The 19,318-nt window shown below is 37.9% G+C and carries 16 protein-coding genes; 12 read left to right on the top strand and 4 right to left on the bottom strand.

The window, feature by feature from the left end:
• Position 1: 1 nt before the first annotated feature.
• The 10 genes from ACP8HI_RS09235 (at position 2) to ACP8HI_RS09190 (ending at position 12,565) form a co-directional block, all read left to right on the top strand.
• Positions 2 to 1,021, top strand: coding sequence for a sensor histidine kinase (locus tag ACP8HI_RS09235; protein WP_438350801.1), 1,020 nt, complete (start codon positions 2 to 4; stop codon positions 1,019 to 1,021).
• A gap of 80 nt (positions 1,022 to 1,101) precedes the next feature.
• Complete coding sequence (locus ACP8HI_RS09230; RefSeq protein WP_438350800.1) at positions 1,102 to 1,785, top strand: ABC transporter ATP-binding protein; 684 nt, start codon at positions 1,102 to 1,104, stop codon at positions 1,783 to 1,785.
• Positions 1,782 to 4,385 (top strand): ABC transporter permease, encoded by a 2,604-nt coding sequence (locus ACP8HI_RS09225; RefSeq protein ID WP_438350799.1) that lies wholly within the window; start codon positions 1,782 to 1,784, stop codon positions 4,383 to 4,385. The genes ACP8HI_RS09230 and ACP8HI_RS09225 overlap by 4 nt, the downstream gene beginning before the upstream one ends.
• A gap of 203 nt (positions 4,386 to 4,588) precedes the next feature.
• A complete protein-coding gene (locus ACP8HI_RS09220; protein ID WP_438350798.1) occupies positions 4,589 to 5,500 on the top strand; it encodes a helix-turn-helix transcriptional regulator in 912 nt (303 codons plus the stop codon).
• 121 nt (positions 5,501 to 5,621) lie between these two features.
• Complete coding sequence (locus tag ACP8HI_RS09215; protein ID WP_438350797.1) at positions 5,622 to 6,734, top strand: DNA alkylation repair protein; 1,113 nt, start codon at positions 5,622 to 5,624, stop codon at positions 6,732 to 6,734.
• A 167-nt stretch (positions 6,735 to 6,901) separates the two neighbouring features.
• Complete coding sequence (locus ACP8HI_RS09210) at positions 6,902 to 7,576, top strand: response regulator transcription factor (protein ID WP_438350796.1); 675 nt, start codon at positions 6,902 to 6,904, stop codon at positions 7,574 to 7,576.
• A complete protein-coding gene (locus ACP8HI_RS09205; protein WP_438350795.1) occupies positions 7,573 to 8,940 on the top strand; it encodes a sensor histidine kinase in 1,368 nt (455 codons plus the stop codon). Before ACP8HI_RS09210 ends, ACP8HI_RS09205 begins: the two co-directional genes overlap by 4 nt.
• 209 nt (positions 8,941 to 9,149) lie before the next feature.
• Positions 9,150 to 10,130, top strand: a complete 981-nt coding sequence (locus ACP8HI_RS09200; RefSeq protein ID WP_438350794.1) for an alpha/beta fold hydrolase — start codon at positions 9,150 to 9,152, stop codon at positions 10,128 to 10,130.
• 199 nt (positions 10,131 to 10,329) lie between these two features.
• Entirely contained in the window at positions 10,330 to 11,307 is a 978-nt protein-coding gene (locus ACP8HI_RS09195) for an alpha/beta fold hydrolase (RefSeq protein ID WP_438350793.1), read from the top strand.
• Positions 11,308 to 11,623: 316 nt separating this feature from the next.
• Positions 11,624 to 12,565 (top strand): alpha/beta fold hydrolase, encoded by a 942-nt coding sequence (locus ACP8HI_RS09190; protein ID WP_438350792.1) that lies wholly within the window; start codon positions 11,624 to 11,626, stop codon positions 12,563 to 12,565.
• A 619-nt stretch (positions 12,566 to 13,184) separates the two neighbouring features.
• Here ACP8HI_RS09190 and ACP8HI_RS09185 read toward each other — a convergent pair.
• The 3 genes from ACP8HI_RS09185 to ACP8HI_RS09175 all read right to left on the bottom strand — a co-directional run bounded on the left by ACP8HI_RS09185 (position 13,185) and on the right by ACP8HI_RS09175 (position 15,675).
• Positions 13,185 to 13,319 (bottom strand): hypothetical protein, encoded by a 135-nt coding sequence (locus ACP8HI_RS09185; RefSeq protein WP_280175227.1) that lies wholly within the window; start codon positions 13,317 to 13,319, stop codon positions 13,185 to 13,187.
• Positions 13,320 to 13,811: 492 nt separating this feature from the next.
• Positions 13,812 to 15,212, bottom strand: a complete 1,401-nt coding sequence (locus ACP8HI_RS09180; RefSeq protein ID WP_438350791.1) for a hypothetical protein — start codon at positions 15,210 to 15,212, stop codon at positions 13,812 to 13,814.
• Positions 15,175 to 15,675: a hypothetical protein gene (locus ACP8HI_RS09175; protein WP_438350790.1), complete on the bottom strand. Its 501-nt coding sequence runs from the start codon at positions 15,673 to 15,675 to the stop codon at positions 15,175 to 15,177. The genes ACP8HI_RS09180 and ACP8HI_RS09175 overlap by 38 nt, the downstream gene beginning before the upstream one ends.
• Positions 15,676 to 16,159: 484 nt before the next feature.
• Here ACP8HI_RS09175 and ACP8HI_RS09170 point away from each other — a divergent pair, with 484 nt between their 5' ends.
• Both ACP8HI_RS09170 and ACP8HI_RS09165 read left to right on the top strand, forming a co-directional pair.
• Positions 16,160 to 17,002: a sialate O-acetylesterase gene (locus ACP8HI_RS09170; protein ID WP_438350789.1), complete on the top strand. Its 843-nt coding sequence runs from the start codon at positions 16,160 to 16,162 to the stop codon at positions 17,000 to 17,002.
• Positions 16,999 to 17,562 (top strand): PadR family transcriptional regulator, encoded by a 564-nt coding sequence (locus tag ACP8HI_RS09165; protein ID WP_438350788.1) that lies wholly within the window; start codon positions 16,999 to 17,001, stop codon positions 17,560 to 17,562. The genes ACP8HI_RS09170 and ACP8HI_RS09165 overlap by 4 nt, the downstream gene beginning before the upstream one ends.
• Before the next feature lie 700 nt (positions 17,563 to 18,262).
• On the opposite strand, the gene ACP8HI_RS09160 is transcribed toward ACP8HI_RS09165, so the two are convergent.
• Entirely contained in the window at positions 18,263 to 19,186 is a 924-nt protein-coding gene (locus tag ACP8HI_RS09160) for a ketopantoate reductase family protein (RefSeq protein ID WP_438350787.1), read from the bottom strand.
• Between the last annotated feature and the right edge of the window lie 132 nt (positions 19,187 to 19,318).

The following is a 19,318-nucleotide window of genomic DNA, read 5'->3' as shown; positions in this document are numbered from 1 at the left end:
CATGTTACGTAATAGAGAGATTCAAATATTTGTACTAACGATGTGCTCGATTAGTTTAGCGGCAATATGGATTGCAGCTGCTATTATTTCGTTCGTTGCCGCATGGCTCATTTTAATCACGGCAGCTTTACTTATGGGATGTATCTTAGTATTTACTAGATGGAGATATCGTGAAATAGAAAAGCTCTCTGGCTATTTGCGTCAAATTAGTGGTGGGGATTATTCACTTGATGTTCGTGATAATCAGGAAGGTGAGCTTAGTATTCTAAAGAATGATATTTATAAAGTGACGCTAATGCTCTCCGAACAGAGCTCACTTTTACAACAAGATAAAATCCAACTTACCAATGCTATTTCTGATATATCTCATCAGCTCAAAACCCCACTTACCTCCATGACCGTGATGGCAGATTTGTTAAGTAATGCCGAATTGCCTACTGAGAAAAGAAAGGAATTCACTCACAATATTATTATCCAGCTCGAACGGATCGGGTGGCTTGTCTCTTCGTTATTAAAGTTCTCGAAGATTGATGCAGGAACGGCACATTTTAAACACGATCAAATTACAGTGGACAAGCTTTTTCAAAAAGCGTTAGAGCCTGTACTGATTCCTATGGATATTAAGGAACAAACGGTCTCGATAAAGGGTGAATCTACGGTCACATTTCTTGGTGATCTGAATTGGACAGCTGAAGCAGTTATGAATATTCTTAAAAATGCTGTGGAGCACACTTCTGTAGGTGGGGAGATCACCATTTCTTTTTCAGAAAATGCACTATTTACGGAAATTATGATTGCTGATAACGGTAAGGGAATCCCGAGAGGAGATATACCCTATATTTTTCAACGTTTTTATAAAGGAAAGAATGCAAGCGAAGATAGTATCGGTATTGGGCTTGCCCTAGCTCATAGCATTATTACAAGCCAAAATGGAGACATTGATGTGAAGAGCGATGAAGAGAAAGGCACACAGTTTCGTATTAAGTTTTACAAACAAGTTAATCAAATGGCTGTTAAGTGACTAGATAGTCATTTTGCAGTCACTTGATAGTCATCTTAGCTAGTTATACTGATCCCATTAGCATAAATGGAGGTCTTACAATGGATATTTTAAAAATTGAACATCTTTCTAAAACATATGGGAAAGGTGAAACGGCGGTAAAGGCACTTGATGATGTTTCTTTTTCAGTGAAAAAAGGGGAGTTCGTCGCCATTATTGGTCCGTCTGGTTCTGGGAAATCAACGATACTACATATGCTTGGTGGTGTAGATAGACCTACAAGTGGAAAAGTGTTCGTTGATAACACGGATATTTATAACCTGAATGAAACACAGCTAGCGATCTTTAGACGTAGACAAATTGGCTTGATTTATCAGTTTTATAATCTTATTCCGGTCCTAACCGTTGAGGAGAATATCACACTACCCTTATTACTTGATGGGCATAAGGTGGATAAGAAACAGTTTGCTGATATTATAAAGACTTTAAATTTGGAGAATCGCTTAAACCATCTGCCGAATCAGCTCTCTGGTGGACAGCAGCAACGGGTCTCTATTGGCCGAGCGTTGATTAGTAATCCTGCGATAATGTTAGCTGATGAGCCAACCGGTAATCTGGATAGTAAAAATGGTAATGAAATCATTGATTTGTTGAAAATGTTTAATAAAACCTTTAATCAAACGTTGATTATCATTACTCATGATGAACGGATTGCATTGCAAGCAGATCGAGTGATTACCATTGAAGATGGAAGGATTGCCAAGGATGAGGTGATTCGTCCATGAATATTGTTAATAAATTAACAATTCGACATTTAAAGCAAAACAAACGACGAACATTAGTTACAATGATAGGCGTCATTATTTCAGTCGCTATGGTGACGGCTGTTGCAACTCTTGCCGTATCTTTTATGGGATTATTGCAAAAGCAAACGATCGCAAGTGAAGGAGAATGGCATGTCCTTTACAAAGATGTGAACCAAACTCAGCTTGAAGCGATTAAAACCGATGAAGCAACCAAAGCACTAGTCATTTCGAGAGATCGTGGTTATGCGCATTTAGAAGGTAGCCAAAATGAAAACAAGCCGTATTTGTTCATCAAGGAATATAATGTACAAGGCTTCAAACAGTTTCCGATTGAATTGAGTACTGGGCGGCTACCGCTAGCAGCCAATGAAGTGGCTATTTCTGAGGCCATTGCTATGAATGCCAAGGTAGAATACAAGATTGGAGATACATTAACCCTTGATGTTGGTGAACGATTCGTTATTGAAGATGAGGGTAGTGATCGAGTCCTAACACAGACTGATTCATTCCAAATGAACAATGATGGGATTAACGAAGTCTTAAAAAACAATACAACGATAAGTTATACTGTTGTAGGCTTCATCAAACGTCCCACATGGGAACCTACCTGGGCACCAGGGTATACAATCCTCAGTTATGTGGACGAAAGTATGATTGGTGCAGACGATACTGTTCATGCGACGGTTGTATTAAAAAAGGTTAAAAGCTCTTTATTCACTCATGCAGAGGATTTAGCCAAGAAAAACAACATAGAATCCGTTGGTTTCAATCATGATTTATTGCGCTATTATGGTGTGACGAATAACGATGGCATGGGAAGAACGCTTTTCTCATTGTCAGCGATCATTATGGCGGTCATTATTATTGGCTCCGTTTCATTAATATATAATGCGTTCGCTATTTCCGTCTCAGAACGTTCTCGTCATTTAGGTATGCTCTCGAGCGTGGGGGCAACGAATCGACAGAAGAAAAACTCGGTATTTTTTGAGGGAGCGATCATTGGACTGATCAGTATCCCCATTGGAATCATTTGCGGTATCGTGGGAATCGGTATTACCTTTTGGTTCATTAATTCGATAATCCAAGATGCATTAGGGATGACAGAAAGGTTAACGGTGATCGTCACACCATTATCGATATTTGTTGCCTGTGGCGTTTCAATACTGACGATTTTCATTTCAACGTATCTTCCGGCAAGAAAAGCTTCTAAGATTACCGCTATTGATGCGATTCGTCAAACAACCGATGTTAAGCTGACTGGTAAAGCAGTGAAAACGTCCAAGTTCGTTCGCAAGCTATTCGGTATCGAAGCAGAATTGGGCCTGAAAAACTTAAAGAGAAATAAGCGTAGGTATCAAGCGACGGTGTTCTCGCTCGTCATTAGTATTGTGTTGTTCTTAGCAGTATCATTTTTCACCTCTAATTTGCAGAAATCTCTTGATCTCTCACAGGACGGCGTGAATTATGATATTCAAGTATCCATATACAGTGATACAACGGATACAGAAGATAGGATAATGAAATCATTTGTTTCCCTTAAGGATGTAACGGAGTATAGTGTGATGAAAGAAATGAGTGTAACCTCTTGGATTGAAGAATCATCGATCGCAAATGAGTTGCATGATTTGGTGAAGCTTGATGAGAGTATGCTTAAGAATGGGAAATTCCCTTATTATATTAAGATAAATGCACTTAATGAGGAGAGCCTTCGAGCTTATACTCAAGCGATGGGTACAAATTACGAACAGCTCGTAGACCTGGAACAATTATCCGCCATTGTGATTGATAAGACCACTTACGAAGATGAGGAAGCAGGGAAATATGTTGAAACGAAGGCCATATATACGGAAGTTGGTCATAGTATTGATTTAACCTATACAGATAGGGATACAGAAGAAACGAAGAATTTAATCAAGGTGAAGATCGCCGCTTTGACAGATCAACTCCTTATGGGTATTTTTCCAGCAGGAATAGGTGGATTAAATATCATTGTCTCTGAACAAGTTTTTGATCAACTGATGAATGATAAGGTTAAGGATGATATTCAATCAAAGCTCCTACTCAAAAGTACAGATCCAATGAAAACACAACAGGAAATCGAGGAAAAGAAAGAGAGTAATATGTATATTTTTAATATGTATCAAAATAGACAACAAGAAGAACAGATGATCTTGTTAATGTCCGTATTTACTTATGGCTTTATCGTGTTAATTACGTTAATATCGATTGCGAATATTTTCAATACGATCTCGACGAGCATATCCCTTCGCAAACGTGAATTTGCGATGCTGAAATCTGTGGGGATGACACCTAAAGGCTTTAACAAAATGATGAATTATGAAAGTATATTTTATGGAATAAAGTCGTTGCTCTATGGACTTCCGATCAGTATAGCGGTCATGTATTTGATCCACAGAGCATTGATGAATAGCTTTAGCTATCGGTTCACACTTCCATGGACGAGTATCGTGTATGTCATTATTGCTGTATTTGTCATCGTGGGTTCAGCCATGCTATATTCCAGCTCAAAAGTAAAAAGAGAAAATATTATTGATGCATTAAAGCAGGAGAGTATATAACACTCCTTCGAAATAGCAGAAGTTACATCATTCGTGAGACCTCTGCATGAGTATCTAATTCACTCGAAAAAACCAGTCAGAACACTTTAATTTCGTGTTCTGGCTGGTTTTTCGATGTCAATTGCAACTAGTGTAGTGCAGGAACAACTAACTCGGCATAATATTGTTAAGTTATTTATTATATAATACATACGAGGTGTTATATGCAAATAAGTAGGCTTTTTGAGATTGTATATATTTTACTTGATAAAAGAACGACAACTGCTAAAGAACTAGCAGAACATTTTGAAGTGTCTACTAGAACGATCTTTAGAGATATCGACGCGCTGAGCTCAGCAGGAATTCCAGTCTATTCCAGACAAGGTAAAGGTGGCGGTTTATCTCTGCTAGATAATTTTGTTCTCAATAAATCCTTGCTTTCAGAACATGAACAAAATGAGATATTGATTGCATTGCAAAGTCTAACTGCAACAGAATATCCTGACATTAAGATCGTACTTTCAAAACTTAGCAGTATGTTTAACAAAGATAAATCTAACTGGATTGAAGTAGACTTCTCACCTTGGGGTAGTAACATATCTGAAAAGGAAAAATTCAACACTCTAAAAAGCGCCATTATAAATAGTTGGATTATTACTTTTGAGTATTATAACTCTTCTGGGGTAAAGAGCAGTCGAATTGTTGAACCCGCAAAGCTTACTTTCAAGGATAAGTCATGGTACTTGCAAGGATTTTGTTTAACTATCAAGAAATATCGAACATTCAAGATTAATAGAATCATCGGTATCCAAGTAACAGGGGATAATTTCATCCAGAAGTTTACAGATGAGTTAAGCATTGATATCAAAGAAGAACCCAGTATGTTAATCGATATTCAATTGAAGATCTCTTCCGAAGGAGCTTACAGAGTATATGATGAATTTGATGAAAGAGATGTTGTAGGATGCGAAGATGGCTCCTTCATGATTGCGACTTCTATTCCGAAGGGAGATTGGCTGTATCACTATATTTTATCATTTGGCACAGCTATTGAAGTTATAGAGCCTGAAAGTTTGAGGAATATCATTCTAGTAAAGTTAGAAACCATGATAAATAATATAAAACCAAAATCATAACTTGACGTGATGTCGTCAAGTTATGATTGCTATGATATATATATGGTTAACTGGATGGAGATAGAAAGCGATGATACGCGTGCATAGTTGCGCTGTAATTATCATCAGGAGGAGATAAAGAATGGCTGAACCTTTAAAAGATATGTACCACGAAGCATTCCTGCGTCAATTTGGCGAAAAGGTACATGGCGTGTATGAGGCATTTGACACAGAAACATTTATTAACGCTACTATAGATAATAGCTGGGATGGGCTTAAGTTAAAGGAACGCATTCGGAGAATTTCCGAGACACTTGGAAGGTATCTACCCACTCGGTATGAAGAGGCGTTGGACGTATTATATGCAATAGACGAGACATGCATCGGCTTCCCATATCTATTCTTTCCTGATTTCGTGGAAGTGTACGGTCAGGCAGAAGAACATTGGGCGCTATCCATGAATGCTTTGGAACGATTTACTTCAAAGTCGTCTGCAGAATTTGCTGTAAGATCTTTTCTCTTGCGCTCCCCAGATCGAATGATGCGCCAAATGGTAGCTTGGGCAGAGCATCCAAATGAGCATGTCCGGCGTCTTGCAAGCGAAGGATGCCGTCCCCGATTGCCGTGGGGACAGGCTCTTTCCATTTTCAAAGCTGACCCAACTCCTATACTACCAGTGCTCGAGTTACTAAAGGCGGATCCTTCGCTTTATGTTCGTAAGAGCATTGCTAACAACCTAAACGACATTGCCAAAGATCATCCTTTGGTTGTACTCGATACCGCTCGTCGCTGGATCGGCAACCACCCGCATACAGATTGGATCGTCCGGCATGCCTGTCGAACCTTGATACGCAAGGCGAATCCGGAAGTACTCGCGTTGTTCGGTTATGCGAAAGCGAGTGAAGGGGAGTCTCTGGCGACCTTTGCTTCCTTATCAGCAGAACCATCTGTACTGTCGATTGGCGAGACCTGTGAGCTTCGTTACGAACTACATATCCGTGAAGGCGATCCGGTGCGAATTCGTATGGAATACGGGATTGACTTCGTGAAGGCGAGAGGGCAAACCTCACGAAAGCTATTTATGCTTGCAGATAAGATAGTCCCAGGTGGTACGCGCCTGAATGGCACCAGAACGCATCGCTGGGCAGATCTATCAACGCGTCGTCATTATCCAGGAGAGCATCGTATCACAATTACAGTGAATGGTGTTGATGCCGCACACGCAGTGATTCAGCTGTCGGATGGTACCGTCTAGGTCAACCCAAAGTTAGAGGGAAAATTGGTATAGGAAATAACGGGTGGATACACTAGTATTCTTAGGAATCTCCCACTTCAATCTGATCGAAAGGTTGATAAGTGGGAGTATTTCAAAGTATAATGTTTACTTCAATATGGAATGGAAAACAAGGAAAGAGGGAACGAATGCCTACTATACTGGTTGCTGACGATGATGTGAACATTCGCGAACTTGTCTGTTTGTTTCTACGTAATGACGGATTCGAAACAGCCGAAGCGGCGGACGGCAAGGAAGCACTGACCGTGTATGCCTCGATGCATGTCGATCTTGTCGTACTCGATATTATGATGCCGATTATGGATGGTTGGACGTTATGTAAGGAGCTCCGAAGAAGCAATCCTGATCTTCCGTTGCTTATGCTGACTGCAAGAGGCGAAACATGGGAGAAAGTGAAAGGTTTCCAACTTGGGGCTGATGATTATTTGACGAAACCATTCGATCCGTTGGAGTTGACGGCTCGTGTTGGGGCACTACTGAAACGATTCCGGATTGGATCGACACAGACGATCCATTTGGGAAACGTCGTTCTTGATCGGCAGACTTATAAGGTGATGAGAGGGACAGAGTCGCTCACGTTGCCACTCAAGGAGTTTGAATTGCTTTATAAGCTCGCTGGAACACCCGGACAAATCTATACGCGTGAGCAGTTGATCGATCAAATTTGGGGGATCGATTACGCTGGAGATGATCGAACGATAGATGTACATATTAAACGCCTGCGCGAACGATTCGCGACCACGCCCGATTTTCGCATAGAAACGGTGCGTGGGCTGGGGTACCGGCTTGAGGTTTACGAATGATCAAATCCTTATATATACGTGTTGTCCTGACATTTCTAGTCTCCGTCATTGGGGGCACGATCATTTCTTTTTTTGTGTCGACTTGGATATTCGAAGAAAAATTAAACGAAAACGCGCAAATTAACTTACGTAACTTTGGCCAAGACATCGTCCAGATTTACAAGACCCTTTCGTTAAGTGAAGCGGACTCGTTCGTAAGTGAAATGAAGCAACTCGATTCCTATTATATTCGAATTTACGAAGCAACGGGTCAGTTCCAGTCTTACGGAAAACCTAACGGACAAAAACCTGCCACTGTGACGATGGAACAACTAAAGAAAGTATTAGATGGAGGAGTTGTTCAAGATACTCCGAATGGTATTGCTATGGTTCTCTTAGGGTTGCCGTTGAAAACGGAAATGGGAACGAAAGCGATGTTTTTGGAAACGCTCGCTCCCCCTTCTGCATCTTTTGTTATACAGTGGGGATTGATCTTTGCAACCTGTTCGTTGATTGCAGGAAGCTTATTGATTCTAGTTGCCTCTGTATTTCTGGTAAGACCGATCAAAAAGCTGACAAAAGCGACCAAGCGTATAGCATCTGGGGATTTCAACGTCAAGCTGAATATTAAGCAAACGAGTGAGCTGGGTACTTTGGCTCGCAGCTTCGAAGAAATGATGCACGATCTGCAGCAACTTGAGCAGATGCGCAGGGAATTCGTAACGAACGTGTCGCACGAGGTTCAGTCTCCGCTCACCTCGATATCAGGTTATGCTCTAGCACTCAAGCAAGTAAACCTCGCAGATCACGAACGAGGCCGTTATCTTGATATTATCATCGCTGAAGCGAAGCGGATGTCCAAGATGAGCGATAGCCTGCTCAAGCTGAGTTTGCTTGAATCGCAGTCACAGCAACTTCGTTTGGTCACACTCAGCTTAGATGAACAGATCAGACGGGTAATCGTGGCGCTCCAGCCGCAATGGTCTGCCCGCAACATTCGTTTCGAGCTCAATTTGAAGGCCGTTCGCCTAACGGCTGATCATGATCTATTAGGCCAGGTATGGACGAACATAATCGGAAATAGCATCAAATTTTCCATGGATAGCGGCGTTATTAACGTCAGCATCAAACAAGATATCAAAAACGTGACAGTTCGAATATCCGACTCTGGCATTGGTATTTCCTTAGAGGATCAGAAGCGTATATTCGAGCGATTTTTTAAGGCTGATCGTTCCCACAGTCGTAAGTATGGCGGTAGCGGTATGGGACTCGCCATCGTTAAACAGATCGTATTGCTTCATCAAGGCGACATCCAAGTGGAAAGTGAAACTGGCCAAGGAACGACCTTCATTGTCACCTTGCCATTAACTACGCCAACAGATTAGTTAGATTCATGAGGGATCAATCGGATCGACTAACCACATTCTCCATGCTATGGCATTATGTGCAAGCTTCCTTGCATGTGACGCGTAGCATTTTTTTGCTTGTTCATACTTCGTACATATTGTCGTCATAGGGAGTACATATTCGTCGTATAAGCTATGTTTAACGGCTAGTATACAGTAGCCCAATAAACAGATGAGGACAGGAGAAGATGAGAGTGAAAGCAAAAGAAGAGGTAATAAAAAAGAGGATGGGCAAACCGCTTACCATTATACTTAAATCCTTAGGAGTTATAGCGATAGCCATAGTATTTTTTCTAGCCATTGTTTTTATCGTGAATGTGATCTGCAACAAATCGGAGCAAGGTAAAATAGAATCCTATGGTCAGTCTGTAACCGTCGATGGAAAAAATATGAATGTTTTGATTCAAGGGAAAGGCGAAGAAACCGTCGTGCTCCTACCTGGTTTTGGAACAGCAGCACCAGCACTGGATTTTAAGCCGTTAGTAGAAGAGTTATCACCATTTTACAAAGTCGTCGTGATTGAGCCTTTTGGTTATGGATTAAGTGATCTAACCGAAAAGGAACGAAGCACAGAGAATATTGTAAGTGAAATTCATGAAGCTTTACAGAGTCTTCATATTGACCGTTATATTCTAATGGGCCACTCCATTTCAGGCATTTACGGACTAGATTATGTGAATAAATATGAAAACGAAGTGAGTGCATTTGTCGGGCTCGATAGCAGTGTTCCAACGATAAGCGAGAGGAAGATTGAATCTTCAGAAATAGAAACTGTTAAACTACTCAAAAAATCAGGTTTCTCTAGATTGGTCATGAAACTGGGTACTGACCCATTGGCTGCACTGCCATATGATGATAAAACGAAAGATCAAATGAGAATGCTTATGCATAAAAACATGTATAATCCCAACCAATTAAATGAAATTGAAAATGTGTATTCTAATTTTAAAGCAGCTGAAAATTTAACATTCCCGAAAAATCTTCCCGTTATTTTCTTTATACAAGCGAATCACCCAGCAACTGATCGATGGATACCAGAGCATAAAGAGCAAATAAAAGATTCTGTATATGGAAAAGTGATGCTATTGGAAGAAGGACATTATTTATATCGTACCAAAGCAAAAGAAATTGTAGAAAACTTTAGAGGATTTATGCATGAAATAAAATAATTCGCATTATCTCAACGCCGTCCCCGCATTCTTCATGCTATGGCATCATGTGCTAGCTTCCTTGCATGTGACGCCGCAGCATTTTTTTCTTGTTCATATTCCGTTCATATTGACGTCACGGGGAGTACATCTTCGTGGTATAAGCTATGTTTAACGGCTAGTTTAAAGTAGCCTAATAAACAGACGAAGACAGGAGAAGATGAGAGTGAAACCAAAAGAAGAGGTAATAAAAAAGAGGATGGGCAAACCGCTTACCATTATACTTAAATCCTTAGGAGTTATAGCGATAGCCATAGTACTTTTTCTAGCCATTGTTTTTATCGTGAATATGATCTCCAACAAATCGGAGCAAGGAAAAATAGTGTCCTATGGTCAGCACGTAGCGGTAGATGGGAAAAATATGAATGTGTTGATTCAAGGAAACGGCGAAGAAATCGTCGTGCTCCTTCCTGGTTATGGAACAGCTACACCAGCGCTTGATTTTAAGTTGCTCATCGATGAATTATCTCCATTTTACAAAGTTGTCGCGATTGAGCCATTCGGTTATGGATTAAGTGATGAAACTGAAAAAGAGCGAACTACGGAGAATATGGTAAGTGAAGTTCATGAAGCTTTACAGCAGCTTAATATTAACCGATACACGCTAATGGGCCACTCCATTGCAGGTATTTACGGATTAGATTATGTGAACAAATATCCAAACGAGGTGACTGCATTTGTCGGAATCGATAGTAGTGTTCCAACACAACCAGGAATGGATGTTAAATTCCCGTTAAAAACGTTTGCATTTCTCGAAAAATCAGGTCTCATGAGAGTGCTTAAGAAAGTGAGTGGTGACCCTTATGCTGGACTAGCATTTGAGGATCAAACCAAAGAACAAATGAGAATGATTTCGAATAAAAACTCGAATACTGCCACAAGCTTGAATGAAATGGAACATATTTCTTCTAATTTTAAAGGGGCTCAAGATTTAACATTTCCTAAGGATCTACCCCTTATTTTCTTTATACAAGCGAATAATACAGATGTGAAAGGATGGATACCCCTGCATGAAGAGCAAGCCAAAGATTCTGTACTTGGAAAAGTGATGACACTTGAAGGAGGACATTATCTACACCATACGAAATCAAAAGAAATCGTTGATAACTTCAGGGCGTATATGGAAGTTATTAAATAAGAAAAATTGTATCATTCGGATTGTCTAAACGCTGTCACGTATTCTCCATGCTACGGCATTATGTGCAAGCTTCCCTGCATGTGATGCCATAGCATTTTTTTCTTGTTCATACTCAGTTCATATTGTCGTCATAGGGAGTACATCTTTGTCGTATAAGCTTTACTTATCGGATCGTTAAGACAGCCGGAATGAACCGATGAGGATAGGAGAAGATACGAGTGGAACAAAAAGAGGTAATGAAAAGGAGGGGAGGCACGAGTACAGAGTAGAGAACGAGCTTCAATTGTCGCTCCAACCCTTCGTGCCTCGTGCATAAATGATGAAAAAAATGCTTATCTTTATACTTAAATCAATAGGAGTTATAGCTATTGCAATAGGACTTTTTCTAGCCATTGTTTTTATAGTTAATATTATAAGCAACAAATCGGAGGAAGGTAAAATAGAACCCTATGGGCAGTTAGTACCTGTAGATGGGAAAAATATGAATGTTACGATTCAAGGAAAAGGCGAAGAAACAGTCGTGCTACTACCAGGTTATGGAACGGCAGCACCAGCTCTTGATTATAAGCCGCTAGTGGAAGAGCTATCTCCATTTTACAAAGTCGTCGTGATTGAGCCTTTTGGTTATGGATTAAGTGATGTAACAGAAAAAGAACGAAGCATAGAAAATATTGTAAGTGAAACTCATGAAGCTTTACAGAGTCTTCATATTAACCGATATATTCTAATGGCTCACTCCATTTCAGGCATTTACGGACTAGATTATGTGAACAAATATGAAAACGAAGTGAGTGCATTTGTCGGGATCGATAGCAGTGTTCCAACGCAAGGCGGTACGGATGATGTATTTCCAACAGAAACGTATAAACTACTCAAAAAATCAGGTTTCTTCAGATTGCTAATGAAACTAAGTCCTGACCAACTTGTTACACCAACAATTGATGATGAAACAAGAGAACAAATTAGAATTCTTTCTCTTAAAAACATGTTTAATCCCAATATCTTAAGTGAAGGCGAAAATTTTAATCATAATTTTAAAGCAGCTCAAAATTTAACATTCCCAAGTAATCTTCCTGTTATTTTCTTTTTACAAGCGAATGATACAGAAACTGAAGGATGGATACCTCTGCATGAAGAGCAAGTCAAAGATTCTGTACATGGAAAAGTGATGACATTTGAAGGAGGACATTATTTACACCATACCAGATCAAAAGAAATCGTCGAGAATTTCAGGGGATTTATGGAAGGTATTAAATAAGAAAAATTGTATCATTTGGATTGTCTAAACGCTATTCCCATATTCTCCATGCTACGGCTTACATGCAAGCTTCCTTGCATGTAAGCCGTAGCATTTTTTTTGCTTGTTCATATCTCTTTAAAAGAGCTAAAGGGCATAGGCAAGGATAAAGTCGCTTATGATCTTATACGGGAGAAAATAGAATATTTTGAGTATAGGTTGGAAGAGAATATTGAACTGTACATAAATACAAAAACATATTAAACTGCTGGCAGTCTGTATCATAATCGCTGGTTCTGTTATCACTTATGCAATCATCAAAGACATAGGTGCTGAATTGCTTGTTACTAATAAAGCGGAGGTCAAATAAAAGTTTAATGATGAAGAGAATCCAGACAACTGACAAAGGGTTAAACATGAAAATTGATGTGCAATACTATTTACTGTAATACTTATTCACAAAACCCGTATTTTGTACATATGTATATGTATCTTAATTTAGGCCCTTTCTCGGACATATGTGTCCAATGACATTAAAGTGCCCACATTAATGTCATTAATCTGCCTACAATGTGTCTCTTCTCACTTTATCACAGTACAATAAAAAGTTGATCTTCAAAAAATAAATAGATCAACTATTTTATGCAGATTGTAAGTGAATATCTCCAATAATCAATATAAGTTCCCATCGGATGGTATTCTTATTTATCGCATGAACTAATAGTTCCAGACTCTCTACAACCTGTTTTCGTTTGTTCTCCAGAATATCATTCATTACACCCCCGAAATACGAATGAAGTACGGAATTTATATACTCATGGTTTATCAAATGATTAATTAATGATAATCCACAAAAAATAGACTATTTCCTGATGGAAATAGTCTCAGTAGTCATTTGCATAATACTCAGATTAATTTCATTAGTTCAAACTATTGTGATTCTTCATAAACATCTCTTCTGCTACGTCCAAATGAATCCTAAAAAAGTCTAATATGCATAAGCACTGTTAGTAACACGATCTATTCATTAATTTGCTACGTATCCGATCCACCACACAGACTCAGAAACGTCCCTAACTTCTTTGGTTGCTCATTATCGCTGGAAGGGGTATGAGCATGTGAGGGCGTCGTATAGACCACCTGTGGCTTATATAGTTCCTCTACGGTGTCAATTACGGTACGGGACTCCTGCAAGGGGTGAGACTGACCCTTATGTTTATCGAATTGCAGATAAAACGCGTAAGTTTCTAAGATATTTTTCAGCTGCCTATTTGTCTTCTTCATTACCATTCGTAATTGCTAATCTCATTGGTAGATGTGAAATTTCCTCAATATCTCTTTTTTTGTTAAGTACATAAGGGCATTCTAATTCTCGCCAAGTTAATGCATTAACAGAGTGCTTTTCAAGCCTGTTACTTCTCCTTGGAAAAATCACTATTGAATTGTAATCGTAGTCAAAATCAAAGTTTGGCTTTGGTTTAATCTTTTTCTTAGCGTATATATTCGCAATGTTTAACCAATTATCAAAATGATATGTCGCTAGTTCCCAAACTAAATGACTCATATACCATCTTGTTTCCCTATAATCATTATTATTCATATATATTAATAATTCCTTCAGAGCATCCTCTTGATAATATACTGGTAGTTCGAACTGCACTATATTGTTCTTTTTAGCGACGTTTATATTATTTTGAAAAGGGTTAATGTTATAAAAACTCTCTTTCCAAAAGACATATGAGTAAGCATAGGGACATATTTCAGGAAAGGGCTCCCCTTTTCTTTTAAATAATCCAGTGAAACGTTTAATACAGTGTTTGTGGTCCTTCAATACAGTTTTAAACAAGTATGCCTCAAATGATTTCGTTATTTGACAAATTGATTCAAACAACTCCTTGTGTCTCTCATTCGTATCTAGCTTGTTCCATTGATTACTATTTTTCTCTGAATAGTAAACCAGGTTTTTTTGTTTAGTTATGTTCAATAAATGATGTATAACTAATGGATTATTTTCTATAAATGGCTTAAACATTGGTGTGCTTCGAAGTACACTAGCTTCATCTTCATTCATCTCTATCCAGGAACGAACAAAGCTATCCTTTAGGGAAAGATTCTGATGATGATTACTATCATATTTTTTAATATTTGACTCGAGGAGTGATTCACCACACGAGCATAAAAATCCATTTTCATACTTATGCGAAGATAATAAATATGGGATAGGATTTCTGCATTCATTGCATATATACTCCAAATCAATCTGATGTATAGGACATTTATGTAACAACTTAAATTGATGTAGCAGATTGTGATACCCACATTCCAAACATTCTCTACAATAATATACAGTATCTCGGAACAGTAATTCGGGATTAATATTGCTTGGGAACATATGAGTTAGCACTCTTTTATAATGATTTATATGCTGTATTAATGAGAACCCTAGTGCTGTTTCCAAGTTTAAATGGTCGAATCCTTCCAAAGTCCAAAGATTCAGATGTCGTTTACCAACAATCGCTGACTTGTGAACATTTGAATTTTCGTGCCCGTATACTTCTAATAATTGTTTTGAACTCACAAAATTTTCAGCTTTCATTTTTTCCATAATGGACCATGATGATTCGAACTCTTTAAGCTGATTCCCCCTTTCCATCCAATTTAATCTCACTTTCATCCCCTCCTCCATTTATTAAGTTTAATGCATTACGAATTTCAAGGTATTTATCTAGCTTAGCTTTCAGTATTTCAACTTGTCTTAGTCTACCTGCCTTATTTCCATCATCCATTTGTAAACGAATATCTGAAATTTGTTTGTTATAATAATCAACAAAAGTTGAATCTACATAGAAACTTGAACATTTAAAGATAATACAAGGCTGCTCTACTGCTTGGTTAAGGAATTGACAGTGTGTTCTTGGTGACTTTAAACAGTACCCTTGATCCAATCGAACTTCATTAAGGTTTCTCTTTAACCATTCGATTTGGATGTCGTTTTCATAGGCTTGCTCAAGCAAGTTCGATTTAATTACTTGTCCAGTCATAGGATTAAGGCGAATAGCGCCTAGTGTTGCAGATTCTTCCCATTGATTTAACAAGGTATTTTCGTGAATTTTAGCGTACATTACTGCCATTTCTGGAATTACATAGAATACATATAATTAAAGTAACTCCCCTGGAGTGAAAAAAATTGATTATTTATAATTAAGTTTGATTAAAATCATTTCTCTTCTTTATGTAATACGTTTTAGCCGAGGTATGTCCATGACTCAATATTACATCCAGTGTTGCCCCACAATCGCGCCCGATTGTGGAGTTTGATAATTGAATTATTGCCCCTATACTTTGATGTATTTTAATTCATAAATCCATATATTTAATAGCCCTCTTCTCCATGCTTATTATTATAATTAATAAAGTAATTATCTTTATTTTATAAGAAAAATTTGACCCTGTTAGTGCTACTCAATATTTTCTTTCAATAGTTATTAGAACGATGACAGTTCTATATTAGTTCGTTATTAAAAATTTACTAGATATAGCGAGTTGACGATAGTCTAATTAGACTCTATAATATTGAAGTCTAATTAGACCATTGAGTAAAGGAGTTGAAATTAAATGATAAAATCTTTTTTAATGTTAGGGCAATCAAATATGGCAGGTCGTGGATTCTTGCATGAAGTAGATCCTATCTATAATGAAAAAATAAAAATGCTTCGCAACGGTCAGTGGCAAATGATAACAGAGCCGATTAATTATGACCGCCCTGTTGCTGGTGTAAGTCTAACAGCATCTTTTGCAGAAGCATGGTCGAAAGCCAACCCGGATGAAGAAATTGGTTTGATTCCTTGTGCAGAAGGTGGCAGTTCCTTGAACGATTGGCATCCGCAAGGTACCCTTTTTCAACATGCTTTGTCTGAAGCTCGATTTGCCCTTGAAACTAGTGAAATTTGTGGCATACTTTGGCATCAAGGTGAAAGTGATAGCAATAATTCTCTACATGAAACGTATTATGAAAAGTTATCTCTAATCATTGAGACTTTACGAAAAGAATTAAACCTTCAAAATGTCCCATTAATCATTGGTGAGCTTGGTGATTTTCTAGGAAAAACAGGTTTCGGAAAGTACTCTTCAGAGTTCCAAGAAATCAACGAACAATTACGTCGATTTGCTCATGAGCAGCAAAATTGTTATTTTGTATCGGCAGAAGGTCTAACTGCCAATCCGGATGGTATTCATTTTAACGCCGTTTCCCAACGAAAATTCGGTTATCGCTACTTCGAAGCATTTTCGAAAAAGTGTCATATCTTAGAGCCTCTTTCGGATGAAGATCGATCACTAAAAATAAACAATAACTATTCGAAAACTGAACAAATTTATATTCACAGTATGAATTTGGCTCTAGGTAAAATCACATACGCTGAATTTGAAGCACAAATGGCGAAGGTGATGCAACTTTGATTCCCTTACTTATCCTTGGCTTACTTATTCAAAACCCTGGCGCTCATGGATACGAACTATTAAGTTTAATGGAAAAACGACATTATAAATATATCGTTAACTTCACTAAAGGATCATTTTATTACAATTTGCAACAACTTGAAGAAAAAGGTTTGATTGAACAAACACATCAAATACGTCCAAACAATAGTCGTGAAATTCACACCTTTAAAATCACGTCTTTAGGAATGGAAGAATTCGAAAAATTAATGGCCAAATATGGGACTAAATCCGAGTATGTAAACTTACAATTCTATGGGGCATTACTCTTTGCAGAGGAATTTGATAAAAATAAATTATTAGAATTAATCCAATCACAAATTGATCAAACTGAAGCTAGAATTGCTCTTCTCGATGAATACCTAGCTAACACAAAAGAGTTACCTGGTAAAATTGATTATTTTCGTCGCATGAACGAAAATTCTCGTTCTCACCACCTAGTAAACTTAAAATGGTTTAAAGAATTGAAGGCAGCCATAGAAGAAGCTACGTATTCCGCAATATGGCCCTATAACGAATAGTGGAATGGCGCAAGCGCATGTCTTATGGAGTAATACGTACAAACGTTCGATATGTACTCATATTATTCAATATGTTGCATCCGAAATTTCAACGCCCTAATCTTTCGCTATCTCCTTTATATTTGTTATTGTCGGTTGACAAGAATGTGTTCCGCTAAATGACAAGAATCTATTCCGATTTCCAGTATGTGTGTTCTCTTCCTCTCTTTACTCAGAGTACAATAAAAGGCTGATCTTTAACAAGAAAAGATCAACCTTTATTAGCGTTCCAAGTAGGTTCGAATCAATTGTACTCCACAACACGGCATCTGTCGGATGACAGAATATCAGAAAACAAGAAAAGACACTTTGCTAATTAGCTCAAATCATATGCCTATTTAGTTCAGATTTATTAAATTTTCTCGTCGATCATCTCCAATTGCGCTTCTATCGGTTTCTTCAACGTTTTTGAATTAAAAAATCATCAGCTTCTTAAAAATAAGTTTTAGACTGGGTCCAATAAATAAAGCAGCGACAGAACAAGACTTGATAAATAAAGTCTTAGACTGCCGCTGTTGTTGTTCAATTATCGTTTCCCGTTAGTTTAGTCAAGGATGCTACGAAAAAACTATATATTTCGATTTTCATATTCAGATTAATGCCCAATTGAAGGATTTAATGAAAATAAATTAAAAATTACCATAATATTTTAACAAAAAAATTACTGAACATGTATTTCCGATTTGATATCATTTTGACTTAAAAATTTCATTAAATCATTACTTAGCTGTACAATCTCATTGTTAGCATTATTCGCATAATCCGGCAACATCATATCCCTAACCATTTTAGTTCGTAGCCATGTCATAAAGAAAAGATCCAAAAATAAGTTTGGAAATTTAAGCACTATTTTAAGCATTGGTGGATCAATTGAAACGCCAGCTTTTTGTATTGCCCTTAGATACGCTTTTAAAGTGACTGTTATTTTGCGTGCCGTCTTTCTGGTTCTGGCTGTTTTTTTGTCAATTATCTTATTCTCAGAATGCAAAACGCTCAACATGGCAATGTCTGATACGGAATGTGTGATTAGATACGCTTGCATATCCTTTTTAATAACGTAGGGAAGCTTTGCTGTTTTAAATAATTTTGCGAGGTTTTCTATGCGTTCTGTCACTACACCATTAATTTCTCCAAATGCAGTTGCAGCTATAATCTTTGGTAGAAATCGAGCATGCAATACTCCATCTTTAATCTGTCCGCCGAAGCCGGGAAAAGCTGGTAAAAGTCTATCCCCTACGATATCCAGCCACGAAGAAAATCCAATTGAATTACTAGTCATCGTAACTATATTTTTGCTTTGATTATCTTTTAGCGCTAACAACGCTGATTCGGACCGATCATAACGAACAGTAACGAAAATAAAATCGTATACGTCGTCATTTTCGAGCGTATTAATGACATTCACTTGTATCGATCTAACTGTACCTTTTTCTTTATATTGCAGGCCATTTTCTCTTAATGATTTAAATCTATTAGAATGTGCAAACAGGCTAACATCAAACCCTGCTTCAATAAGCTTAATTGCGTACATGCTCCCGATGACACCTGCACCAAAAATTAAAATTCTATCGTGTTTTGCTGACATTAAAACCACCCCTACTTATTAAAATTTCCTTTTGATTATAAGACAACATGTTGTATGATGTTATTGTAAATCTTTATTATTCCTTGATCAACCATCAGTTTTTTATTATTTGTCGGATGATATTCTTATTCG

The sequence above is a fragment of the Paenibacillus sp. FA6 genome, from assembly GCF_051550225.1.
Lineage (GTDB): Bacteria > Bacillota > Bacilli > Paenibacillales > Paenibacillaceae > Paenibacillus_AQ.
The sequence above is the reverse complement of the archived record's forward strand: the minus strand, read 5'-3'. Positions and strand labels throughout refer to the sequence as shown.